Source organism: Bradyrhizobium sp. WSM3983, from assembly GCF_000473045.1.
Taxonomy (GTDB): domain Bacteria; phylum Pseudomonadota; class Alphaproteobacteria; order Rhizobiales; family Xanthobacteraceae; genus Bradyrhizobium.
This window is the reverse complement of the sequence record NZ_AXAY01000005.1, coordinates 13,632-36,080: the sequence shown is the minus strand read 5'-3', so window position 1 is coordinate 36,080 and position 22,449 is coordinate 13,632. Positions and strand designations below refer to the sequence as shown.

Sequence of the window (22,449 nt, the reverse complement as noted above, 5' to 3'; positions counted from 1 at the left end):
CCTCGTCTCGGTTACAGAGACAGGATGCGTTAGACTGATGGTTTCGATAATCGCGGAAGTCTGGGAAGGATCATCCGGCAAGACTTGATAATCCTGCCGGGCACATCCCGCGTCAGCCGCCGTTCGGGCGAGACGCGTTGTCAGCAATGCGCTTGGCGGTCTCGCGCTCGGCCACCACGGTTGCCTTGGTGTCGACGGTCGGCACCGCCGACATGCCGGGGCGCAGCAGGCCCGTGAGGCTGTGATCGTCGAGCACGATCTTCACCGGAACGCGCTGCACGATCTTGGTGAAGTTGCCTGTCGCATTGTCAGGTGGCAGCAGCGCGAATTCAAGTCCGCTGGCCGGCGAAAGGCTGTCGACATGACCGTGCAGCGTGCGATTGCGAAAACTGTCGACGTGCAATTCGACCGGCTGGCCTGCGCGCACATGCGTGAGCTGCGTCTCCTTGAAATTCGCGATCACATAGACCGCATCGAGCGGCACCACCGCCATCAATTGCGTGCCGGCCTGCACGAACTGGCCGACGCGCAGGCTGCGGGCGCCGACCGTGCCGTCAACAGGCGCGGCGATCTCGGTGTAGGAGAGGTTCAGCTCGGCCTGGTCCGCGACCGCGCGAGCGCGATCGAGCTGCGCCGTAGCCTGGGCGCGCTGGGTCGTCAGCACGTCGACCTTGCGCTGCGCGGCCACCAGGCCCGACTTGGCGTGCTGCAATTGCGCGTTGCTGGCGCGGAGCGCCGCATCGGTCTGCTGCGCGCGCTGGATCGTGCCTGAACCCGACTTCATGAGGTCGTCGTAGCGGGCGCGTTCTTCCTGCGCGAATTTCAGATTTGCGTCGGCAGCGGCAACGTCGGCCGTGCTTTGCTCGATGATCGGCTGTTGGAGTTCGAGCTGGGCATCGAGATTGCGGACCGAGGCTTCGGCCGCTGCGACGTCGGCGCGCGCTTGGCCAAGCGCGGCCTTGAAGTCGCGGTCGTCGATCCTGGCCAGCACCTGGCCCGCTCTCACCTTTTCGTTATCGCCGACCAGCACCTGGGCGATGTAGCCCGACACCTTCGGGGCGATGATGGTGGAATCGGCCTTCACATAGGCGTCATCGGTCGATTCCAGGTAGCGGCCGGTCGTCAGGTAATTGTAGCCAAAGTCGCTGGCGACAGCGACGCCGAGGGCCAGCGCCAGCGCGAGGGCCGCCCGCTTAATCGCCTGGCGGGACGGTTTCAGGCTGATTTTATCCGTTGTTGCAGTGGTATAAGTCGCATTCGACATGGCGCCCTCGGAATTTCCATGCGCCTGTTTCGAACAGTGCGCTCTTGATGGCTCCAAGATGCGTTGTCCCGGCGGCTGTGATAATCCCGGAATTGCTGGAAGCATTATCCAGCAATGGAGGATAATCGGAGCCTCAGACCATGGACCGCTTCAGCAGCCTTACCGCTTTCGTCCGCGTGGTCGAAAACGGCGGTTTCTCGGCCGCCGCCCGCCGCCTCAACATGTCGACGACCATGGTGAGCAACCACGTCCAGGCGCTGGAGGACCGGCTCGGTGTGCGGCTGCTCAACCGCACCACGCGAAAAGTGAGCCTCACCGAAATCGGCAAGGCCTATTACGACCGCTCGACCCAGATCCTCGCCGATCTCGAACAGGCCGATGACATTGCCGGCGCGCTGCAATCGACGCCGCGCGGCACACTGCGCATCCACACCGCCACCCACATGGTCTCGTTCGTCGCGCCCGTGATGGCCGAATTCCTCGCGACCTATCCCGAGGTCAAGGTCGACCTGCGCATGGGCGAGACCAATGTCGACCTGATCGAGGAAGGCTTTGATCTCGCATTGCGCATGATTGCGCCGCCCGACTCCAGCCTGATCGTGCGGAGCCTTGCGACCTGGCGGCACGTGTTGTGCTGCTCGCATTCCTATATCGAGACGCATGGACGCGTGCAGACACTCGAAGAGCTTGCCGGGCACAATTGCGTGCGCCACATCAACTACCCCTTCGACGAATGGCGCTTCTTCGATCGCAAGGGCACCCCGGCCTCGGTGCGCGTCTCAGGCAATCTGATCACCAACAGCGGCGAGGCCCTGCGCGAAGCGGCGGTGCAGGGCGTTGGCGTCAGCCTGGCGGCCGGTTTCCTGGTGGGGGACGATCTCGACGCCGGCCGGCTGGTGCGCCTCTTGCCGGAATACCGGCCGGTCGAGATGTCGATGAATGCGGTCTATCCGCACAAGCATCATCTGTCGGCGAAGGTCCGGACCTTCATCGACATGCTCGTGCATCACAGCGCCGAGCAGCAGAAGCTGATCAATCCGTATTCGTGAGGCGCTGCTCGTTCCTCATCCTGAGGAGCGCGGAACGCGCGTCTCGAAGGATGGTGGCCCGTGGCCTCGCCCTTCGAGACGCTTGCTTCGCAAGCTCCTCAGGGTGAGGGGATAGATATGCGCTCGCCTCAACGCGGCGGCGGCAGCCGTCCGAATACGGCATCCAGCGCCATGCCGATCGCAAGCAGCCGTTCGTCGCTACCTGCCGGGCCGTCCAGTTCAAGTCCGATCGGTAATCCACTGGTCGCCCCCAACGCGATCGGGATCTGAATACCGGGAATGCCGGCATTGCTGCCGGGATCGGTGTTCTGGATGAACAGGCCGAAATTCTCGAGGCTGCTGGACTCCGGATTGGAGGCGATCGCGACACGCGGCGTGGTCGGAAAGGCGATCGCGTCGAGCTTGTTGCCGGCAAAGGTTCTGCTGTAAAGCGACTGCAGCGCGGGACGTGCGGTCTTGATTGCTGCGTCGTAGATTGGCGCGGCATCGAGCAACGTATTGTCGGGACCTGGCAGTTTGCGCGGGATCACAAGGCCATCAAAGATGCCCTTGACGTCGAGACTGGCGATGTCCTTTGCCAGCGCGTCGATGCTGAGGCCGGTGCCGGTGTGCTTGAGATACGCGACCATGTCGTCATAGGCCTCGTACAGCGCGACGGGAAAGCCGACCTGGCCATTGAGGCCTGTGAGCTCCGGCATCTCGGTTTCGACGACCGTTACGCCCTGGGCTTTCAGTTTCGCGACGGCCGCCTGAAAGGCAGCATCAGTGTCGGCATCGAGATTGGTCAGCATCGTCTTCACGAGGCCGATGCGGACCTGCTTCAGATCAGCCGGCGTAACCTCGTCGCCACCCGCGATGATGCGATCGAGCAGTGCGACATCGGTCATGGTCGCAGCTATCGGACCCGCAGTGTCGCGGGTGTGCGAGATCGGCGCGATACCCTGTTGCGGATAGCGGCCAGCGGTCGGGCGAAGCGAGGCGCATCCGTTCAGCGCAGCCGGCACCCGGACCGATCCGCCGGTGTCGGTGCCAAGCCCGCCCGCGACAATTCGCGCGCCGACCGCGGCGCCCGTTCCCGACGACGAACCGCCGGCGATCAGGGCGCGATCATAGGCGTTGCGCACGCCGAACTCCGTGCCGGTCTTGAACGCGGTATTGTAGCCGGAGATGCCGAAGGCGAGCTCGTGCATGCTGGTCTTGCCGATGATGACCGCGCCGGCGGCTCGCAACTTCGCGACCACGGGCGCGTCGGCCTTCGGAACGTAATCTTTCAGCGCGGGCGTGCCGGCGCTACAGGGCAATCCAGCGACCTCGATATTGTCCTTGATGACGATGGGGACGCCGCCGAGCGGCTTGCTCGCGGCGCCTGCGCCCTGCGCGTCGAACGCGACAGCGGCCTTCAGGGCGCCGGCCTCATCCAGCGTGACGAAGGCGTTGAGGTCCGCATTGGCCTTGGCGTGGGCGAGCGCCGCGGAGGTGAGCGCGTGGCTCGTGATTTTTCCGGCAGCAAGCTCGGCAGCAGCCTGGGTCAGGGTCAACTGATCGAAATTCATGATGTGTCACCCGATTGCCGGCTCCATGAGGGAGCCGCTTCCAATCGGGGAGGCTGGAGCCTCGCTGGCGCCACGTCAACCGTAAGCGCGTATCTTGGCAGGCGATGATGCGGCGATAGTGGCGAGCAGCCGATCGACCTCCGGCTTTACCATGGCAATTGCGGTATCCTTCACCGGGCCGTAGCCGCGAATCTCCATCGGCGCCTTTGCGATGATGATGAGATCGGGTAGATGCGCCGCGTCGAGCCCGCCGATTATCCGTTCGATCAAGCCTTCATACCAGATGATCAGCTCCCGCTCGGCCCTCCGTTCGGCTGTGTAGCCGAACGGATCGAACGGCGTCCCACGCAATCCCTTCAGCCGCGCCAGCATGGCAAGGGGCATCTGGATCCACTGACCGAAGGCGCGCTTGCGCGGGCGGCCGCGGGCGTCGTGCTTGGACGGCAGGAACGGTGGGGCAAGGTGATACTGGACGTTGAAGTCGCCTTCGAATTCGCGCTTCAGCTCGTCAAGGAAGCTGCTCTGCATGTGCAGGCGCGCGACCTCGTACTCATCCTTGTAGGCCATCAGCTTGAAGAGAGCGCGGGCGACGGCCTCGGTCAGGGCCTCGCTGTTGAGGGCGGCTTCGGCAGCACGAACTTTTGCGACCAGTGCTCGATAGCGCGCCGCATAAGCCCCATCCTGATAGGCGGTGAGGAAATCAGCGCGCCGCCCGATAAGCTGGTCGAGCGTCTCGGCCTTTGGCGTCTCGTTCACCTTCGGCAAGAAGTCTGGATCGGCCGCGGCGATCCGACCCCAGGCAAAAGCCTGCTTGTTGCGTTCGACCGCGACGCCATTGAGCTCGATCGCACGCAGCAGCGCCGATAGCGAAACCGGCACCAGGCTGCGCTGCCAGGCAAAGCCCAGCATGATGATATTGGCATAGACTGCATCGCCGAGCAGGCGTTCGGCCAGCGCGTTGGCGTTGATGCTGTCGAGATTGTCGCTGCCGATGACCTGCCGGATCGCCCGAAGGCGGGCAGGGGAGGCGAGATCGGCATCGCGGAAACGGACCACGTCGCCGGTCGGCATCTCCGCGGTGTTGATTGCAGCGCGCGTGCCGCGGCGATAGGTGCCGGACGCCTTCGGCGAGGAGCTGACGACGAGATCGCAGCCGATCAGCGCATCGGCCGCGCCCTGGTCGATGCGGACCTGGTGCAGCGCCTCGGGACTTGAAGCAAGGCGGATGTAGCTCAGCACCGGGCCAAACTTCTGCGCAAAGCCGGTAAAATCCAGCACCGAGACGCCGCTTCGTTCCAGGTGCGCGGCCATGCCGATCAGCGCGCCGACCGTGATCACGCCGGTGCCGCCGACGCCAGTCACGAGCAGATCGTAAGGGCGATCGAGCGTGGCGGGGGCGGGCAGGGGGAGCGTGGCCGCGCGACCGATTGCATCGATCTCGCTCGCGGTCTTTTTCCGGCGCGTTGCGCCTTCGACGGTGACGAAGCTCGGGCAGAATCCGTTGAGGCAGGAAAAATCCTTGTTGCACGCCGACAGATTGATCTGACGCTTGCGGCCGAACGGCGTCTCCTTCGGCTCGACGCTGAGGCAATTGGACTCGACCGAGCAGTCGCCGCAGCCTTCGCAGACGAGGTCGTTGATATAGGCAAAGCGCTTTGGGTCAGCCATCTGTCCGCGCTTGCGCCGACGCCGCTTCTCGGTGGCGCAGGTCTGCTGATAGATCAGCACCGAGACGCCGGAGATGTCGCGCAGCTCGCGCTGCACGGCATCCATCTCCTCGCGCGGATGAATGGTAACGCCGCTAGGCAGATCTGCGGGCGAGAACTGCGCGGGATCGTCCGACACCAGCGCGATGCGGGCCACGCCCTCGGCCCGGACGCTGTGCGCGATGGCATGCACGCTGATGGGACCATCGACCGGCTGGCCGCCGGTCATGGCGACGGCATCGTTGAACAGGATCTTGTAGGTGATGTTGGCCTTGGCAGCGATCGCCTGGCGGATCGCCATCGAGCCGGAATGGTAATAGGTGCCTTCGCCGAGATTCTGGAACACGTGCTTGTGGCCGGTGAACCGTGACGACGCGGCCCAGTTCACGCCTTCGCCGCCCATCTGGATCAGCGACGAGGTCTCGCGGTCCATCCAGCTCGCCATGAAATGGCAGCCGATGCCGGCCAGCGCCTTCGATCCCTCGGGCACCTTTGTCGAGGTGTTGTGCGGACATCCGGAGCAGAAATAAGGCGTGCGCGTCGCGCCTGCGACGTTGATCGTGCGCTCGGCTTCCGGCAGCAGCGCGGCGGCGCGCGCGGCAAGATTGAGGCCCGGAAACATCGGATCGAGCCGGCGGGCGAGCACGGACGCCAGCGCGCGCGGTGACAATTCGCCGATCCAGGAGATCAGCCGCGCGCCGGTTTCGTCGTGCTTGCCGACCATGCGCTCGGGTTTTGCACCGGGATAGTCGTAAAAATATTCCTTGAACTGGCTCTCGATGATGCCGCGCTTCTCCTCGACGACGAGGATCTCGCGCTTGCCTTTCACGAAATCCATGGCGTCGTGCAGCGCCAGCGGCCACACCATGCCGACCTTGTAGATGTCGATGCCGATGCTGCGGCAGGCGGCCTCGTCGAGCCCCATCAGCCGCAGCGCTTCCATCAGATCGAGATGCGCCTTGCCTGTCGTGACGATGCCGTAGGTGGCATTGGGGATGTCGTAGATATGGCGATCGATCGGATTGGCTTTGGCGAAGGCGTAGACCGCGTGCTTCTTCGCCTCGAGCCGCTCCTCGATCTGCGGGCCCGGCAGATCGGGCCAGCGATAGTGCAGTCCGCCCGGCGGTGGCGTGAAGTCGGGCGTGCGGAAGAGGCGCGGCGGGCGCAGCGCGACGGACGCGCCTGACTCGACGATCTCCGAGATTGCCTTGAAGCCGACCCACATGCCGGAGAAGCGGCTCAGCGCGTAGCCGTACTCGCCGAATTCGAGATACTCACTGACGCTTGCGGGGTGCAGCGTCGGCATGAACCAGCTCATGAAGGCGACGTCGGACTGGTGGGGCATCGAGGACGACACGCAGCCATGGTCGTCGCCGGCGACCACCAGCACGCCGCCATGTGGCGACGAGCCGTAGGCATTGCCGTGCTTGAGCGCGTCGCCGGAGCGATCGACGCCGGGACCCTTGCCGTACCAGAGCCCGAACACACCATCGACCTCGCGGTCGGCTTGGGTTTCGACCTGCTGCGAGCCGAGTACGGCAGTTGCGGCGAGGTCCTCGTTCACGGCGGGGAGGAATTCGATGCGGTCCAGCTTCAATCGCTGCTGGATGCGCCACAGTTCGAGATCGATGCCGCCGAGCGGCGAGCCGCGATAGCCGGAGATGAAGCCGGCGGTGTTGAGCCCCGCAGCGCGATCGCGCCTGATCTGGTCGAGCGCAATGCGGACGATGGCCTGCGTGCCCGTGAGGAAGACGCGGCCCTCCTCCCGATCATAACGATCGGAGAGCTCGTAGGCGTCGAGTGACGAAATGGCGTCCATGGCGGACCTCACGCGGCATCCTGCCGATTGGGCGAAGGTTAAGCCCGGCGCGCTGGTAGGTCTTACCTATTCATCCCGCCACGGACGCCAGGATCGGTAGAATTTTGCATTACGTGGAAAAATCTGGTAGATTTTATCGATTTGAGGGCTCTCGATGATCGAAGACCAGGACACGCGGATTCTCGCTCATCTCCAGAAGGACGGCCGCGCCACCAACCAGCAGCTTGCCGACGAGGTCGGCATGTCGACCTCGGCCTGCTGGCGCCGGGTGCGTGCGCTTGAGGAAAGCGGCGTCATCCGCGGCTATGCGGCGCTGGTCGCGCGCGAGCAGGCGGGCTTTGCGATGTCCGCCATCCTCCACGTCTCGCTGGAGCGGCACGACGCCAAATTCGTCGACGAGTTCGTCTCCCGCGTCACCACGCGTCGCGAGGTGCTGGAGTGTTTTGCGACCACGGGTGACGCCGATTATCATCTGCGCGTCGTCGTGCAGGATATGGCGGCCTACAACCGCTTCCTCGACGAGTTCATGTTTCGTATCCCCGGCATCCGCTACGTCCGCAGCAATGTGGTGCTGAAGGAGATCAAGACGAGCGTTGAGCTGCCGTTTTGATCAACTGGCGCAGCTGCCGTAGGGCGGGCAAAGGCGCATAGCGCCGTGCCCACCACCTCACCTCTCGCATCACGATCTCTTTGCTTCCAACCCAGGCTTCAGCAGAAGCATGAAGACGAGAACGCGGCCGACCAGCAGCAAGGGCACGTAAAGGGCCGGGATATAAATGCCGGCGCCGAACAGGCCGGGGTTCTGGATCTTCGTCGCGCCCACGTAATATGCATTCAGGAGATCGAGCGTACCCCAGACGTTGAAGATCCAGACCATCGGAATGGCGATCGACCATCGCCAGGAGAGCGCCGCCATTGAGATGAGTGCGAGAGTGGCGGCGATGAGATCTCCCCATCCGACTTCGCTGGCGAAATCCGGGCTCAACTCCGGGGAGACGAACCCAGCGACCATGAAGTTCATCCCCAGGAAGCGGAACGCATGGAAGGCTGCGAGAAGTCTCAGGGCGTCATAACGCGGCATCGCACGGACAAGGGGCCAAACATAGACGGAGGCCACCACCGCGCTTGCCAGCAAGGCGCCTGCGACACTGAGGACGAATGGAATGTTGAAGCCCGGTGGCACGTTCGGATGTCCTTGTAATGGTTCGCCCGGTCGAAGCCTGTCGATTCGGTTCGACGTCGGGGGCGCTCAGGGTTTGGTCATGAGCAGGCGGAGCGGCATCAGCGGACCGACTGCGATGTACTCGTGGTCAATGAGATCCTGCCTGGCGAGCGGCAGGGCATCCATGATCGCGTGTCCTTCGGCGACATCCTTGGCGTCGAGCAGGAAGACGGCTCCGCGCCCGTCGGACCGCGAATACCATTCACGAACCGTTCCGTTGAGATAGAGCTGGACCGTCTGCCTGATTTCATCGGGCATGACCGCCATGATCTGTTCGCGTGTGACGCCCGCCTTGGCGGTCAGAATGACCATGACGCCGGTAGTTGGTGATGTGGCTTGTGTTTGGGCAAGGGATGGATCGGCCATGGAGGTAACACCTGTTAGTGTGAGGGTGAGTGCCAGGATGACGTTGCGGATTGCCTTCATCGCTCTCGTCTCTCCGGTGCGGTTCATTTGCAATTCGGATGTAAGGCCACTTTCCGCGAGCGACTATTCGCGATAATGTTGATGGGCCATGAAGCAGAACTTCACAGTCAGGCACGGAGCGCTGGACGGCGTGGAGGCGTTTCTGAGTGTCGCCCAGCACCGCAGTTTCCGCCGGGCCGCGGCTGAACTCGGGGTCACGCCGTCGGCGATCAGTCAGGCCATACGAGCGCTCGAGGCGCGCGTTGGTGCCGTGCTCTTCCTCCGCACGACCCGCAGCGTCGGTCTCACCGAAGCCGGCGAAAAATTTTTTGCACGCGCAAGGCCTGCTTTCGAGGAGCTCATCGCGGCAAGCGGTGCTGCGCGTGATCTCGGCCAGCGGCCGGCCGGGCTGCTGCGTCTCACCGTGCCGCGTTCGGTCGTACCGATCCTGCTAGAGCCGCTCATCGCGTCGTTCTGCCGGGAATTTCCCGAGATCGAGGTGGAGCTTGCGGCAAGCGAAGAACTGGTCGATCTCGCAACCGGAGGTTTTGACGCTGGCATCAGGATGGGCCAGTTCATAGCCCCTGACATGGTCGCGGTGCGCCTGACGAAGCCATTACCTCTCGTCATCGTCGCCAGCCCGACTTACCTCGCCCGTTGCGGCCGGCCCAAGCGCCCGGACGATTTGCGCGAGCACGCGTGCTTGAGATTGCGACGATCGAACGGTGCGCTCGCCGCGTGGTCGCTCAATGACAACGGTCGTTCGATCGAGATTGCCGTTTCGGGACCTTTCATCGCCAACGACTTTCCCACGATGCTCGGAGCCGCCGTCGAAGGCGTGGGCCTTGCGCAGGCGCCCGGGCCGCTGGCCACAGACGCCGTGAAGACCGGAAAACTCGTCCCCGTGCTGGAGCAATTCGTGCCGATGACCCCGGGTGTGTTTCTCTATTATCCCGGCCATCGGCAAATCATGCCGAAGTTGCGGGCCTTCATCGACCATGTAAAGGGTCGCTCGGGCGCCACGAGCTGATCTGAGTACGGACTTCTGCTCCCTGACTGCGCGATAGGAGATCCTGCGGCATCGCGCAATGCGTCTACCGCTGCTCGCGCACGAACCGGTTCCGCAGCGTGCCGATGCCGGTGATGTCGATCTCCACGACATCGCCGTGCTTGATATCGGGCGAGGCCCCGTCCGTGCCCATCCAGATCACATCACCCGGCCACAGCGTAAAATACTTCGTCAGCTCGACCAGGAACGGCACCACGCCAAAGATCATGTCGTTGGTGTGGAAGCGGTTGGTCTCCTTACCATTGACCCGGACGATGGTTTCCATCGTCGCGAGATCGGCCTCGGTCTCGATCCACGGCCCCATCGGCTTGAACGAGTCGGCGTTCTTCGAGCGCCACAGGCTGCGGTCGGCCTTCTGCCAAGAGCGTTCGCTGACATCGTTGCCGATGGTGTAGCCGAACACGCAATCCATCGCGTTCTCTGCGGCCAGATGCTTCACCTTCTTGCCGATGACGACGGCGAGCTCGCCCTCGTAGTGGATCTTCTCCGTCGCGAAGGACGGGATCACGACATCCGCGTCATGCGCGATCAGCGCGTTCTGCGCGCGATAGCCGATCTCGGGCCGTTCAGGGACGGCAGGCACTTCGCCGCGCTTGTCGGCGGCTTCCTTCAGATGTTTTAGGTAGTTCAGGCCGACGCAATAGAAGGTGCGCGGAATCAACGGCAGCTCGATCTTGACCTGCGTCAGCGGATGCGTGCGCGACGTGCGCTGCCATTCACTGAAGGGATCGCCGTCGACCGCGATGACCTGGTCGCCTTCGACCAGGCCCCAGGTGGTTTTGCCGGAGGCGGTGAATTTCAGCCAGCGCATGGTCTGTCCTCGTTATTATTCCGCGGCGTCGCGCGGCTGGACTTTCCAGGCACCCGCAGCCGGCCGCTTCAGCCCGAGATTTTCCCGCAACGTCTTGCCGCGATAGTCCTTCTGGAACAGCCCGCGCCGCTGCAATTCCGGCACGACGTGCTGGACGAAATCGGCATAGGAGCCGGGCACGTAGGTGGCGGCGATGACAAAGCCGTCGCAGCCGCGCTCGACGAACATCTCTTCCAGTTTGTCCGCGATCTCCTTGGGGCCGCCGACCATGGCGTCATGCACCTGGCCGCGGCCGGAGAAGGTGACGAAGTCGCGCGCGCTCGGATTGCTCTTGCCGGAATTCTTCAGCACGCCGTCGCGGATGCCCAGAATGCCCTGCATGCTCTTGAGCTCGTCTGTCGTGAGCGGCGCGTCGAGGTCCTTGGACGCGAAGTCGTAATTGAGCGCTTCGGCGAGCAGCGACAGCGCGTCGATCTCCAGCGGGAGCTTGTTGATCAGCGCCATCTTGTCCTCGGCTTCAGCCTTGGTCGCGGCGCAGACCGGCGTCGTCAGATTGCAGAGGAACATCTGCTCCGGATCGCGGCCGGCCCCGGCCGCCTCGTTGTGCACGGACGCATAGCCTTCCTTGGCGCCGGCGAGATTGCGCGCGGCGGTGAAGATGACCTCGCCCCATCGGCCGGCAAAGCGCTGGCCGCGGCCGGATGCGCCGGCCTGGATGATAACAGGGTGGCCCTGGTCCGAGCGCGGCACGGTGAACGGGCCGCGCGATTTGAAGGCCGCGCCCTTGTGGTCGAGCCGCTTCACCTTGGTCGGATCGGCAAAGCGGCCGCTCGTCTTGTCCATGATGAGCGCGCCATCTTCCCATGTGTCCCAATGACCGAGCACCACCTCCATGAACTCGTCGGCCTTGTCGTAGCGGGAATCATGTTCGGGATGGGAGTCCCGCCCCATATTGAGCGCCTCGCCGTCATTGAGCGAGGTCACGACGTTCCAGCCCGCGCGGCCGCCCGACATCAGATCGAGCGTGGCAAAGCGGCGGGCGACATCGAACGGCTCGTAGTAAGTCGTCGAGCAGGTCGCTCCCAGTCCGAGCTTGTCGGTGACCATGCCCATCGTGGTCAGCACGATCAACGGGTCCATCTTCACGCAGCGGATGCCGTATTCGACGGTGTGGGCGTGGTCGTTGCCGTAACGGTCCGGCATCGCGAGGCGATCGTCGAAGAAGGCCATGTGGAATTTGCCGGCCTCGAGAATGCGCGCAATCTCCTGGTAATAATCCGCCGACATCGAATCGGCGCGCGAGTCCGGATGCCGCCACGAGCTCGGCAAGTTCGTGCAGTTCTGCGCCTGAAGGAAGCCAACCAGGACCATCTGCCGATTCATGCTGCTGTTCTCCGAATTGCCTCAGGCCAGGTCGAGGACTGTGTCGAGCCTGTATTCGCGCGCCAGCGCGCGCAGCTTCTCCCAGGTCGTATCCTCGATTTCGATGCCGTCGCGCAGGCGCTGCTGCTCGCGCACGCCCTCGATCTCGCCGGGATAATAGACTCCCTTGCTGCCCTCGGACGGAGGCGTCGATTTCAGATATTGCGCGAACTCCGCGACCTCGCGCTTGAACTCCTTCAGCGGGCGGAATGCGGCGACGTTGAACACCGCCATGAAACATCCGTCATTGTGCCGTCCCGTCGGCTCGACGCCGAAACCAAGACCGGTGAGCAGGCCGCACAGCACCTCGACCATGGCGGCAAGCCCGCTGCCCTTGTAGCCCTCGGTGCCGCCAAGCGGCAGCAGTGCGCCGCCCTTGCGATATTGCGTGGGATCAGTGGTGTGCCGTCCTTCGGTATCGATGATCCAACCGGTCGGAATCTCCTCGCCGCGGGCGACCGCGAGCTGGATCTTGCCGGCCGCGACTGCCGATGTCGCCATGTCCAGATAGAACGGCGCATCGAGATCGGACGGCACGGCGATCGAGATCGGGTTGGTGCCGAGCCGCGCCTCCTTGCCGTCGAATGGCGCCACATGTTTCGGCGAACGGCCCGAGTCCGCCGTCGCAATGCCGATCATGCCTGCGCGCATCGCCATCAGCGGATAGGCGGCGAGGCGGCCGACATGGCTCTGCCGGAACACGGTGCAGGCGGCGACATTCGCCGTCTTCGCCTTGTCGATCGTCAGCGCCATCGCCTTGGCGTTGACGTGGAAACCAAAACCCCAATGGCCGTCGATCACGGTCGTGGTCGGCGATTCCTGGACGATGGTCCATTTGGCGCCGGGGACGATGTGTCCGGCCTTGATGCGGTCGATATAGGTCGGGACCGCGATGATGCCGTGGGAGTCGTGGCCGGCGAGATTGGCGTTGACGCAGCCGACGGCAACGGCATCGGCTTCTTCCTCGGAGGCGCCGGCGGCACGGAGCAGCGCAGCGGCTACGCGCGTGAGGCGGTCGGCCTTGACGATGGGCATGGCGTTCCCTCGGCTTTGTGCCCTTAACGGGCTGCTTGTTGGGTGCCATCGTCTCAAAGCGGGGCTGCGATATCAATCTCCCGTAAACCAATACAGGGCTGCAAATTCGTAAAGAGAGCGCGCCTTTGGTCGTCAATTCCTCCCGTGCGGCGGTATTCCCGATAGTTTCGCGCCCGCTATTCGCAGCTCGTTTACTTTGATCGGCGGTTTCCACCGCGCAATAACGACCACTTAGGCGATCCCCGTTCATTAAGGCACCCGGGAGAAATCGGCAGAAATGCCCGGGAGTTGAGATCGTGCCGACGACACTCGCGCGCACCTTTGCGGCGTTGAGCGCCATCAATGAAGCGATCCTCTACGCGAAATCGCCGGACGAGCTGTACCAGATGGTCTGCGACGCCGGGTTTTCGAGCGGGGACTTCATGGCCGTTGCCGTGTTCCTGGTGGAGCCGGGTGGCCAGCGCTTGCGCTTTGCTGCCGGCTGCGGCGACGACGCCGCGCGCCTGCGCGCGATCGAGATCACCACCGAAGCGGGCACGCCCGAAGGCTCCGGCGTCGGCGGCGAGGCGTTTCGCAACCAGAGGCCCTGCATCAGCAACGACTATCTGAACGATCCGCGCTCGCTGGCGTGGCGCGAGGGTGCGGCCGAGGCGCATATCGGTGCGACCGCTGCGCTGCCGCTTCTGTGCAACGGCAAGAGCGTCGGTGTGCTGTTCGTGACCCGCAGCGAGGCCGGCTCGTTGACTGAGCAGATGGTCTCGCTGTTCGAGCGCATGTCGTCCAACATTTCCTATGCACTGGAGAATTTCGAACGCGAGACGGCGCGGCGATCCGGCGAGCGCGCGACGCGGCGGCTCAACCGCATGTTCGGCGCTCTCAGCGCGACCAACGAGGCGATCCTGCGCGCGAAAACCGAGCATGAGTTATTCCAGCTCGTGTGCGATGCCTCGGTGCACGGCGGCAAGTCGCTGGCGACATTCGTCCTGCTGAAGGAGCAGGACTCCCATTGGCTGAAGCCCGTCGCCGGCACCGGTGAAAACGTGGAGATGGTCGCCCAGACTCGCTACTCCGTCGATCCCGAAAATCCCTATGGTCGCGGCATTTCCGGCGAGGTGTTCCGGACGAAGAAGCCCTTTGTCGAACGCGATCTCGCACACCGCACCAAGGGAACGCCGTGGGAGCAGGCCAATCTCAACACAGGCGTTGCCGCCTGCATCGCGGCCCCCCTGACCAGGCATGGCCAAAGCATCGGCGTCATCCTGTCCTTCCTCAGCCAGTCCTGGGCCAGGGACGAGGGAGTCGTCGCGCTGATGCTGCGCATCGCCGAGAACGTCTGTTTCGCCATTGATAATTTCGACCGTGAGGCCGAGAAGGCGCGGATCGCCGAGGAAGAGGATCGCCTGGCGCGCATGTATGCGGCGCTGAGCGCGACCAACGAGGCGATCCTGCGCGCGCACTCGCGGGCCGAGCTGTTCGACCTCGTCTGCGAAGCGACGGCGAAGGGGGCCAAGTTCACCTCGGCCGCCATCGCGCTGATCGATCACGATGCCAAGCTGCTCCGCGTCGTCGCCTGCTACGGGCCGAACGCGGATACGGTCCGCAACTTCAAATTCTCCAGCTCCGATCAGGTGCCCGAAGGGCGCGGGTTGACGGGAACGGCCTTCCGCACGCGCCAGCCTTGCATCAGCAACGACGTGCTGTCCGACGACCGGATCAAGCCCTGGCAGGCCAACGCCCGCCGCAACGGCATCGGATCCTCCGCGGCGCTGCCGCTGTTCAACGGCGATCGTGTCGAAGGTGTATTTCTCTTCAACTCGCCGGAGCGCGGAACGTTCACGCCGGAATTCGTCGAGCTGCTGCAACGGCTCCAGGCCAATGTCGCCTTCGCCCTCGAGAATTTCGACCGCGCGGACGAGAAGGCGAAAGCCGAAATGCAGCGCAATCGCCTGCGCGGCATGCTGGAAGCGCTGAGCGCGACCAACGAAGCGATCATGCGGGTGAAGACCCGGGCCGAATTGTTCGAAGCGGTCTGCGACGCAGCCGTGCTCGGCGGCACCTTCTCTTCGGCAACCATTGCAATGGTGGACCCGAGCGGCCGCAATCTCGACATTGTCGTCACCAAGGGCGAGTGTCGCCATCACGTCGAGAAATGGCGCTTCGCCACGTCCGCCGACGAGCCGGAAGGACGGGGCCTCGCCGGCACCGCGTTCCGGACCAAGGCGCCTTCCGTCGCGAACGAGTTGCTCACCGACGTTCGTGCGACGCATTGGCGCCGAATCGCGTGCGATCAGGCCACCCGGTCGGGCGGCTGCTTCCCGTTGATGAAGAATGGCACCGACGCCATCGGCGTCCTGCTGTTCCTTTCGCCGGATGAAGGCACCTTCACGCCCGATCTCATCCAGCTCCTGGGGCGCCTGGCGGAGAACGTCTCCTTTGCACTGGACAATTTCGACCGGGCCGAGGAGCGGTCTCGGACCGAGGCGCAGAAGGAGCGCCTGACCCGCATGTTCGCGGCGCTGAGCGCTACCAATGAGGCAATCGTCCGCGCCAAGTCGCGCGGCGAGCTGTTCGAGCTGGTGTGTCAGGCTGCGTCCACTGGCGGCAAGTTCACCTCGACGACCATTGCGCTGGCTAGCGCCGACACCGACCAGCTCGAGATCGTCGCGGCCGCGGGGCCGTCAGCCGAGACCACGAGAAACGTTCGTCTCTCCATCGACGCCGACCGGCCCGAAGGCCGCGGCATGAGCGGCACGGCGTTCCGCACCCGGCGGCCCTGTGTCAGCAACGACTATGTCAACGACAACCGTGTAAGCGCCTTCCATGCCGTCGTGCAGAGCGACGGCGCGCGCTCCGGCGCGGCGTTCCCGCTGATCACGCACGACAAGCCGGTCGGCGTCATGATCTACATGTCGATCGAGCAGGAGACTTTTACCACCGAGTTCGTCGAACTGTTGCAGCGCCTGGCCGACAACGTCGCTTTCGCGATGGAGAATTTCGATCGTGCCGACGAGAAGAATGAGGCGGACGAGCGTATCGAATATCTCGCGTCGCATGACAGCCTGACCGACCTGCCGAACCGCGAGACTTTCAACGGGCTGCTGCGCGAGGCAATCGACGCGGCGCAACGCCATGATCACCGTTTCGCGGTGTTGTTCATCGACCTCGACCGCTTCAAGGTCATCAACGATTCGCTGGGCCATGAGGCCGGCGATTTGCTCTTGCTCGAGGTGGCGAACCGTTTGCGCGGCGCGCTGCGGGCAAGCGACGTCGTGGCGCGCCTTGGCGGCGACGAGTTCGTGCTGATCCTCGACCAATGCGGCGAGATCGACGACGTCCAGCGCATCGCCACCGGGCTGCTGACGGCGCTCGCCGAGCCCATGGAGCTCGCCGGCCATGAGTGCCACACCACGGCCTCGATCGGCATCGCGATGTATCCGGCCAACGGCGCCGACGCGCAGACGCTGACCAAGAACGCCGACATGGCGATGTATCTCGCCAAGGAAGACGGCAAGAACGGCTATCGGTTCTTCTCCAAGGAAGTGAAGACGCAGTCGATCGAGCGGCTGTCGCTCGAAAGCGCGCTGCGCCGGGCGCTGGAGCGTGAGCAGTTCTCGTTGAACTACCAGCCCAAGGTCGACATGGAGACCGGCCAGATCACCGGCGTGGAAGCGCTGTTGCGCTGGAGCCATCCCGATCTCGGCAATATCTCGCCGGCGCAGTTCATTCCGCTTGCCGAAGAGACCGGCCTGATCGTGCCGATCGGCCGTTGGGTGGTGAAGGAAGCCTGCGCGCAGGCGATGGCCTGGCAGCGCCGCGGCCTGTTGCCGGTGTCGATGGCGGTCAACCTGTCGCCGCGACAATTTGCCGACGAGCATCTGTTGCAGGACGTTGACGAGGCCTTGGCGGCCTCTGGCATGTCGCCGGTACTGCTCCAGATCGAGGTCACCGAGAGCATGATGATGCGCAATGTCGGACGCGCGCTGAAGGTGCTCGACGCCATTCAGAGCCGAGGTATCCGGCTTGCCATCGACGATTTCGGCACCGGCTATTCGTCGATGTCGCTGATGAAGCACTTCCCGATCGACACCATCAAGATCGACCGCTCCTTCGTGCGCGATCTGCCGCAGGATTCGGAGGATCAGGCGATCGCGCAGGCGATCATCAGCATGGGCAAGGCGCTCGGCATGACCGTGGTCGCCGAGGGCGTCGAGAACGCCGAGCAGGAGGCATTCCTGCGCACCCATGGCTGTGACGAGATGCAGGGCTTCCTCATCGCGAAGCCGCTGCCGGCGAAGCAGATGGCCGAGTTGCTGCGGCCCATGGAGTTGCCCGTCGCGCCGCCACTCCAGCCGGAGACGGACCCGGCCGCGGACGAAGCCGCGGCGCTAGGGCTGAAACGCGCTGTCGTCTGACGGCAGCGGGTGCAGTTCGCGGATGTCGTCTTCCTTGATCTCCGCCTTGCGCGGAAAATCATTCGGCCACGTTAGCGAGGTCTGCTCAGCGAACAGCGTGAAAAGGGCATTCGCACCTTCGGCAAAGCTTGAGCCGTCGCCCAGGCCAAGCTCACAACACCATTTGTGTCGCATCGGCTCGTGCGTGTCGCACATCGCCATCGCCGGACCCCACCACCACGCCGGTGCCGGCGAGCGTTCGCCCTCGGGCACTGCGTGCCAGAGAACGAGCTCGTCCATCACGCGCTCGAATTGCAGCCTTGCGGCCTGATGCATTCGCTCCGTGCTCCTTGGGCCGCGCCTGAAAGCAGGCCGATGCGCAGACTCGATCGTGGCCTTTCGCTGTGAAGAATCGGCTCGCACTATTGGCTGAGCTACGCGTGCAGCTTCCATGGGCGGCCATACACGCAACATGCGGCTGTCGGGACATTCGCCGACGCCGGCTGCAACAACCTCTTTAGCCGCTCAGGGGCCTAACCAGCAAGTCGTAATACGGTTGTTTAACGGACCTTGAGCGGATGCGCCTTCTGGTGCCAGGCCCAGGCGGTGCGGATCACGGTCGGCAGGTCGGAATGGCGCGGCACGAAGTTCAGCGCCTTTCGCGCGGCAGAGGGGTCTGCCACGAGATAGGTCGGATCGCCGGCACGGCGCGGCTTGACGGTGTGCGGCACCTCGCGCCCAGTCTCCTGCTTGATGGCGGTGAGGATCTCGCGCACCGAGAAGCCTGCGCCGGTGCCGAGATTGAAGCTGCCGCCGGCATGTTCCGTTTCCAGCAGCTTCAGAGCCGCGACATGCGCCGCCGCGAGGTCGGTGACATGGATGTAGTCGCGGATCGCAGTGCCGTCGGGCGTGTCGTAATCGTCGCCGAACACGGCGAACTCGACATGGCCCTGCAACGCCATCATGGCGCGCGGGATGAGATGGGTCTCGTTGTCACGCAATTCGCCGATGCCGCCGGCCGGATCGGCGCCGCTGGCATTGAAATAGCGCAGGCAGAACGCACCGAAGCCGTAGGCCGCGCGGTAGTCGGCGAGCATGCGCTCGATCATCCATTTCGAAGCGCCGTAAGGATTGATCGGCGCGCAGGGAAAGTCCTCCGGAAGCGCCTTGGAATCGGCGTTGCCATAGACCGCACCGGTCGAGGAGAACACGATGCGGTGGCAGCCGGCGTTCCGCATCGCCTGCAGTAGCGACAGCGTGCCCTGGACGTTGTTGATGTAATACTTTTGAGGGTCGGTCATGGACTCGCCAACGAGGCTCGCCGCCGCGAAATGCATCACCGCCGTCACCTTGTGGTCGGCAAAGGCACGCGCCAGCGTCGCGCCATCGAGCAGATCGCCCGCCACCAGCTCTCCGGCCACGAAGCTGCGATGACCTGTTGTGAGATTGTCATACACGACGGGCCGATAGCCGGCAGCGGAAAGGGCGCGGCAGGCATGCGAGCCAATATAGCCCGCGCCTCCCGTGACGAGAACAATCGGCCGGTCATTCATGTCGTTCTACTCTCTTCAGCGATTGAAGGGCCGGTTGCGGCTGAAGAGAAGATAGATCGCGCGGGGGTTGGTGGTCAAATAGCGCCACAACAGGCGGCGCGGCTCGAGCCAGCTTCGCCAGGCCCATTCGAGTCCGATCCGCTGCATCCATTGCGGCGCGCGCGAGCGGCTGCCCGACAGGAAGTTGAACAGGCCGCCCGAGGTCTTGATGACCCCGACATTGGTCAGCAGCGGCGTGTATTCCTCGACGAAAGCCTGCTCGGAAGGCACGCCGAGCGCGACCCACAGGCAATCCGGCGCAAGAGCGTTGATCTCCTCGACCTTGGCACGCAGCGCGTCGCCGCGGAGATAGCCATGGCTGTATCCGACGATCTTGAGCTTCGGATACAGGTTTTGGACTTTCTTCACCGCTGCATCGTTCTCTTCCTCGCTGGCGCCGAGCATGTAGAAAGTGCGGCCGGCAACTTCAGCCTTGCGCGCGACAACATGGAACAGGTCTGTCGTGGCAACGCGCTCCGGCAGCGGAAACCAGGACTGCAGCCTGGATGCCGCCACCAGCGGCTGGCCGTCGGCATTGATCAGATCGGCGGCGCGGAACAGGCGTTCGGTCTGCGGCTCTGTCGAGCAGCGCGCCAGCACTTCGCCGTTGGCCGAGGTCAGGTACAGCGGCCGGCCGATGCGGTGACGCGGATCGGTTGCCTCGATCATGAAATCGGCGGTCGCTTCCAGGTCGAGTGCGGCCATGCGAAGGCCGCCGACGGTGATCCGTGGCACCTCGGCGGTTGCGGCCCGACCTTGAAGATTGACGCGGCGCTCAAGCATATTGTCTGCCTCGCTGGCGCGGTTGCGTTGCTGGCGTGAGCTCGTCGAGCACGACGCCGACGAGTTTGCGCTCGGTGCCGCCGAGCGCGGACAGGATCTCTTCCATGCTATCGTTGATGTCGAGGCTGGTCGGCAGCACTGCCACCAGCGCGTCGGCGCTGTCGAGCAGCTTGCGGCCGGCAGCCGTGAGCGGCATCGCGGGGCCGTCGAGAATGACGAGGTCATAGCCGCCGGCCGAGCGCGCCTGTGCGATTGCCCTGCGGATGGCGTCAGCGGCTTTGCCGGCATCGCTCTCGGTCGCCGGCAGCACCGAGATGCCGTTGGCGGTCTTGATCTCGCGCGCGGCCTTGCTGCCGATCGAGAGCCAGCCAAGCTTGGCCGGCTCGCTCTTGCCGGGACGATTGATCCTGTTCGAGAGCGTATGCGCCTGATGGTCGGCGTCGATCATCAGCACACGGCTGCCGTCGCGCGCCGCTGCGAGCGCGAAATTCAGCGCGGTCACGCTGCGCCCGGTGGTATCGCCGGCGCCGACCAGCGCCATCACCGGCATGGTCTTGCCGCCGGCACGACGAGCCATCGCCGCCCGCATGTCGCGCAAGGCGTTGAGCAGCGTCGTCAGCGGAAATCCGGGGCGCAGCGTCGGCCAGCCGACGCGGGTCAGATCGACGCCGCTGCCGGTGGCGAGAATGGCGCCGAGCGTGCGGATGACGTCGGCCTCCTGAAGGCGGGCGATCAGCGGCTTCTCGACCAGCGCGAGCGCAGGTGAAGGCGCCGCGGGTTCCGGCTGAGGTCTCGTAAGATCCGGCGACGGCGTGCGCTCGCGGCGGCTCGGTTCGGGGGCGGTCGCGCCGTTGAACAGATGCTCGGCCGCGACGAACCAGCAGGCGGCGGCAAGTCCACCGAAGATGAAGCCGATCATGGCGAACAGGCTCATCGCCGGCGGGAACGAACGACGCTGCGGTATCGTGGCCTCGCCGATGACGCGGGCAGCCGATGTGTTCAGGGTTTCCTGCTCCTCGGTCTCGCGCGAGCGCTTGAGGAAGGATTGATAGACGTCGCGGCTGGCGTCGGCCTCGCGCTCGAGCTCGCGCAGGCGCACGGCGGCCTGGCTGAGCTGCACGCTCTGCCGCTTCTGGACTTCCAGCGCCCGGTTGAGCGATGCCTCGTAGTCGCGGGCACGGGTCAGGTCGTTCTTGGCCGACAGCGCAAAGCGCTCGATCTCCTCGCTGATGGTGCGCTTGAGATCCTCGACCTGCTTTTCGGTCTGCCGCAGCGCCGGGTGCCGCGGGCCGAGCTCGGCGGTCTGCTCCGCATATTTCTTGCGGGCGTCGGCATATTGCGCGCGGAGGTTCGCGATCGTCGGCGACTGCAGGGCTTCGGGAATGGCGCCTGCATCCGCAGCGGTCCGCTTGTTCGCGTCGATCTGGTCCAGCCGCGCCTGCGCGTCCATCGTCGCCGCGCGGGCCGCGGACAGCCGCTGGTTGCTATTGGAGAGTTGCTGATCGCTGATCAGCGAGTCCTGGGTGCCGACGAAATTGTTCTGTGCCTTGTAGGTCGCAAGCGCGGTCTCGGCGTTGCGCAACCGCTCGCGCAGCTCCTTCAGCCGGCCGGACAATTCACTGGTGGCGCGCCGCGCCGCCAGCGCCTGCGAATTGCGGGAGTCCGTGAGGTAGGTGTTGGTCAGCGTATTGGCGAGCATCGCCGCCTTCGCGGGGTCGGTCGACCAGACCTCGATGTCGACGATGAAGCTCTTGTCGCCCTTTCGAATCGTGATGTGCTTGTTCAGCGCGTCGAGTGCCGCAAGCTGCACGTCCTTGACGTCAGCCGCGGACGGCGCGCGCTGCTGAAGGCCGATCAGGCCCGGCAGCGAATTCATCAAGGTCTTGGTATCGCCGCCGCCGCCGAATTCGGGATCCTTGTCGAGATTGGCCTGCTGGATCACCTGCAGCAGCACGCTGTTGGACGTGATCAGGCGCGCCTGGCTCTCCACCACCATGGACATGCCGGAGACGTCCTGCGCGCGCGGTGTGAGCTCGCGATCGACGAGCTGAAGCTCGCGCGGGTCGACATAAAGCTGGGCGGTCGCGGTGTAGCGGGGTGTCAGGCTCTTGCCGACGGTGACCGCGAGGCAGGCGCCGATCAGCGCCGCGGAGGCGATCGCAATCTTGCGCCGCCATAGCAGGCTGACGAGCTCCAGCACGTTGAAGCTGGCCTCGGACGTCCGCTGCGGGGCCTCCGACATCGTCGGATGTCTGGCCCGGTCGATCGGCTGGTTATAGTCGAGCATAATCCCCAGCTTTCATTCCAACGGCCGCGGGCTGAGGGGCT

Annotated in this window: 16 protein-coding genes; 4 read left to right on the top strand and 12 right to left on the bottom strand. The window is 64.4% G+C overall.

Annotation, left to right across the window (positions count from 1 at the left end; genetic code table 11):
* Nucleotides 1-112: 112 nt before the first annotated feature.
* On the bottom strand, nucleotides 113-1,264 hold the full coding sequence (locus tag YUA_RS0109550) for an HlyD family secretion protein (RefSeq protein WP_027530482.1): 1,152 nt from the start codon (nucleotides 1,262-1,264) through the stop codon (nucleotides 113-115).
* A gap of 140 nt (nucleotides 1,265-1,404) precedes the next feature.
* On the opposite strand from YUA_RS0109550, the gene YUA_RS0109545 reads away from it, so the two are divergent.
* Nucleotides 1,405-2,313, top strand: a complete 909-nt coding sequence (locus YUA_RS0109545) for a LysR family transcriptional regulator (protein ID WP_027530481.1) — start codon at nucleotides 1,405-1,407, stop codon at nucleotides 2,311-2,313.
* Between the two features lie 128 nt (nucleotides 2,314-2,441).
* On the opposite strand, the gene iaaH is transcribed toward YUA_RS0109545, so the two are convergent.
* Together iaaH and YUA_RS0109535 are read right to left on the bottom strand one after the other, a co-directional pair.
* Nucleotides 2,442-3,866 (bottom strand): indoleacetamide hydrolase, encoded by a 1,425-nt coding sequence (iaaH, locus tag YUA_RS0109540; protein ID WP_027530480.1) that lies wholly within the window; start codon nucleotides 3,864-3,866, stop codon nucleotides 2,442-2,444.
* Between the two features lie 75 nt (nucleotides 3,867-3,941).
* A complete protein-coding gene (locus YUA_RS0109535) occupies nucleotides 3,942-7,391 on the bottom strand; it encodes an indolepyruvate ferredoxin oxidoreductase family protein (protein WP_027530479.1) in 3,450 nt (1,149 codons plus the stop codon).
* A 154-nt stretch (nucleotides 7,392-7,545) separates the two neighbouring features.
* Between YUA_RS0109535 and YUA_RS0109530 the strand changes: the two genes are divergently transcribed.
* Nucleotides 7,546-8,001 carry an Lrp/AsnC family transcriptional regulator gene (locus YUA_RS0109530; RefSeq protein WP_027530478.1) on the top strand — a complete coding sequence of 152 codons (456 nt, stop codon included), beginning with the start codon at nucleotides 7,546-7,548 and terminating at the stop codon, nucleotides 7,999-8,001.
* A gap of 69 nt (nucleotides 8,002-8,070) precedes the next feature.
* Here the strand turns inward: YUA_RS0109530 and YUA_RS0109525 are convergent, their stop codons facing one another.
* Nucleotides 8,071-8,526, bottom strand: coding sequence for a hypothetical protein (locus tag YUA_RS0109525; protein WP_245285129.1), 456 nt, complete (start codon nucleotides 8,524-8,526; stop codon nucleotides 8,071-8,073).
* Nucleotides 8,527-8,640: 114 nt separating this feature from the next.
* The gene (locus YUA_RS0109520; RefSeq protein WP_084292322.1) at nucleotides 8,641-9,066 is read right to left on the bottom strand and encodes a hypothetical protein; all 426 of its coding nucleotides are present in this window, start codon (nucleotides 9,064-9,066) and stop codon (nucleotides 8,641-8,643) included.
* A gap of 61 nt (nucleotides 9,067-9,127) precedes the next feature.
* On the opposite strand from YUA_RS0109520, the gene YUA_RS0109515 reads away from it, so the two are divergent.
* The gene (locus YUA_RS0109515) at nucleotides 9,128-10,048 is read left to right on the top strand and encodes a LysR family transcriptional regulator (protein WP_027530475.1); all 921 of its coding nucleotides are present in this window, start codon (nucleotides 9,128-9,130) and stop codon (nucleotides 10,046-10,048) included.
* Between the two features lie 64 nt (nucleotides 10,049-10,112).
* Here YUA_RS0109515 and YUA_RS0109510 read toward each other — a convergent pair whose 3' ends face one another.
* The 3 genes from YUA_RS0109510 to YUA_RS0109500 are packed head-to-tail and all read right to left on the bottom strand — an operon-like array spanning nucleotide 10,113 to nucleotide 13,355.
* Nucleotides 10,113-10,898, bottom strand: a complete 786-nt coding sequence (locus YUA_RS0109510) for a fumarylacetoacetate hydrolase family protein (RefSeq protein ID WP_027530474.1) — start codon at nucleotides 10,896-10,898, stop codon at nucleotides 10,113-10,115.
* Nucleotides 10,899-10,913: 15 nt separating this feature from the next.
* Entirely contained in the window at nucleotides 10,914-12,281 is a 1,368-nt protein-coding gene (locus YUA_RS0109505) for an LLM class flavin-dependent oxidoreductase (protein WP_027530473.1), read from the bottom strand.
* A 21-nt stretch (nucleotides 12,282-12,302) separates the two neighbouring features.
* Entirely contained in the window at nucleotides 12,303-13,355 is a 1,053-nt protein-coding gene (locus YUA_RS0109500) for an Ldh family oxidoreductase (RefSeq protein WP_027530472.1), read from the bottom strand.
* 296 nt (nucleotides 13,356-13,651) lie between these two features.
* Between YUA_RS0109500 and YUA_RS0109495 the strand changes: the two genes are divergently transcribed.
* Entirely contained in the window at nucleotides 13,652-17,767 is a 4,116-nt protein-coding gene (locus YUA_RS0109495) for a GAF domain-containing protein (protein ID WP_027530471.1), read from the top strand.
* Here the strand turns inward: YUA_RS0109495 and YUA_RS0109490 are convergent.
* The 4 genes from YUA_RS0109490 to YUA_RS0109475 form a co-directional block, all read right to left on the bottom strand.
* Nucleotides 17,741-18,082: a hypothetical protein gene (locus YUA_RS0109490; protein WP_027530470.1), complete on the bottom strand. Its 342-nt coding sequence runs from the start codon at nucleotides 18,080-18,082 to the stop codon at nucleotides 17,741-17,743. The two genes, YUA_RS0109495 and YUA_RS0109490, sit on opposite strands and share 27 nt — an antisense overlap.
* 224 nt (nucleotides 18,083-18,306) lie before the next feature.
* Nucleotides 18,307-19,299, bottom strand: a complete 993-nt coding sequence (galE, locus tag YUA_RS0109485; RefSeq protein ID WP_027530469.1) for a UDP-glucose 4-epimerase GalE — start codon at nucleotides 19,297-19,299, stop codon at nucleotides 18,307-18,309.
* Nucleotides 19,300-19,314: 15 nt separating this feature from the next.
* Nucleotides 19,315-20,121, bottom strand: a complete 807-nt coding sequence (locus YUA_RS0109480; protein ID WP_027530468.1) for a WecB/TagA/CpsF family glycosyltransferase — start codon at nucleotides 20,119-20,121, stop codon at nucleotides 19,315-19,317.
* Entirely contained in the window at nucleotides 20,114-22,408 is a 2,295-nt protein-coding gene (locus tag YUA_RS0109475; RefSeq protein WP_027530467.1) for an exopolysaccharide transport family protein, read from the bottom strand. Before YUA_RS0109475 ends, YUA_RS0109480 begins: the two co-directional genes overlap by 8 nt.
* Nucleotides 22,409-22,449 lie beyond the last annotated feature (41 nt).

Excerpts from the sequence above, each read along its gene's own strand:
- YUA_RS0109480 (WP_027530468.1), bottom strand. The coding sequence starts at position 20,121 with ATGCTTGAGCGCCGCGTCAATCTTCAAGGTCGGGCCGCAACCGCCGAG.
- YUA_RS0109510 (WP_027530474.1), bottom strand. The coding sequence starts at position 10,898 with ATGCGCTGGCTGAAATTCACCGCCTCCGGCAAAACCACCTGGGGCCTG.
- YUA_RS0109490 (WP_027530470.1), bottom strand. The coding sequence starts at position 18,082 with ATGCATCAGGCCGCAAGGCTGCAATTCGAGCGCGTGATGGACGAGCTC.
- YUA_RS0109515 (WP_027530475.1), top strand. The coding sequence starts at position 9,128 with ATGAAGCAGAACTTCACAGTCAGGCACGGAGCGCTGGACGGCGTGGAG.
- YUA_RS0109545 (WP_027530481.1), top strand. The coding sequence starts at position 1,405 with ATGGACCGCTTCAGCAGCCTTACCGCTTTCGTCCGCGTGGTCGAAAAC.
- galE (WP_027530469.1), bottom strand. The coding sequence starts at position 19,299 with ATGAATGACCGGCCGATTGTTCTCGTCACGGGAGGCGCGGGCTATATT.
- YUA_RS0109550 (WP_027530482.1), bottom strand. The coding sequence starts at position 1,264 with ATGTCGAATGCGACTTATACCACTGCAACAACGGATAAAATCAGCCTG.
- iaaH (WP_027530480.1), bottom strand. The coding sequence starts at position 3,866 with ATGAATTTCGATCAGTTGACCCTGACCCAGGCTGCTGCCGAGCTTGCT.
- YUA_RS0109505 (WP_027530473.1), bottom strand. The coding sequence starts at position 12,281 with ATGAATCGGCAGATGGTCCTGGTTGGCTTCCTTCAGGCGCAGAACTGC.
- YUA_RS0109530 (WP_027530478.1), top strand. The coding sequence starts at position 7,546 with ATGATCGAAGACCAGGACACGCGGATTCTCGCTCATCTCCAGAAGGAC.
- YUA_RS0109535 (WP_027530479.1), bottom strand. The coding sequence starts at position 7,391 with ATGGACGCCATTTCGTCACTCGACGCCTACGAGCTCTCCGATCGTTAT.
- YUA_RS0109520 (WP_084292322.1), bottom strand. The coding sequence starts at position 9,066 with ATGAACCGCACCGGAGAGACGAGAGCGATGAAGGCAATCCGCAACGTC.
- YUA_RS0109500 (WP_027530472.1), bottom strand. The coding sequence starts at position 13,355 with ATGCCCATCGTCAAGGCCGACCGCCTCACGCGCGTAGCCGCTGCGCTG.
- YUA_RS0109475 (WP_027530467.1), bottom strand. The coding sequence starts at position 22,408 with ATGCTCGACTATAACCAGCCGATCGACCGGGCCAGACATCCGACGATG.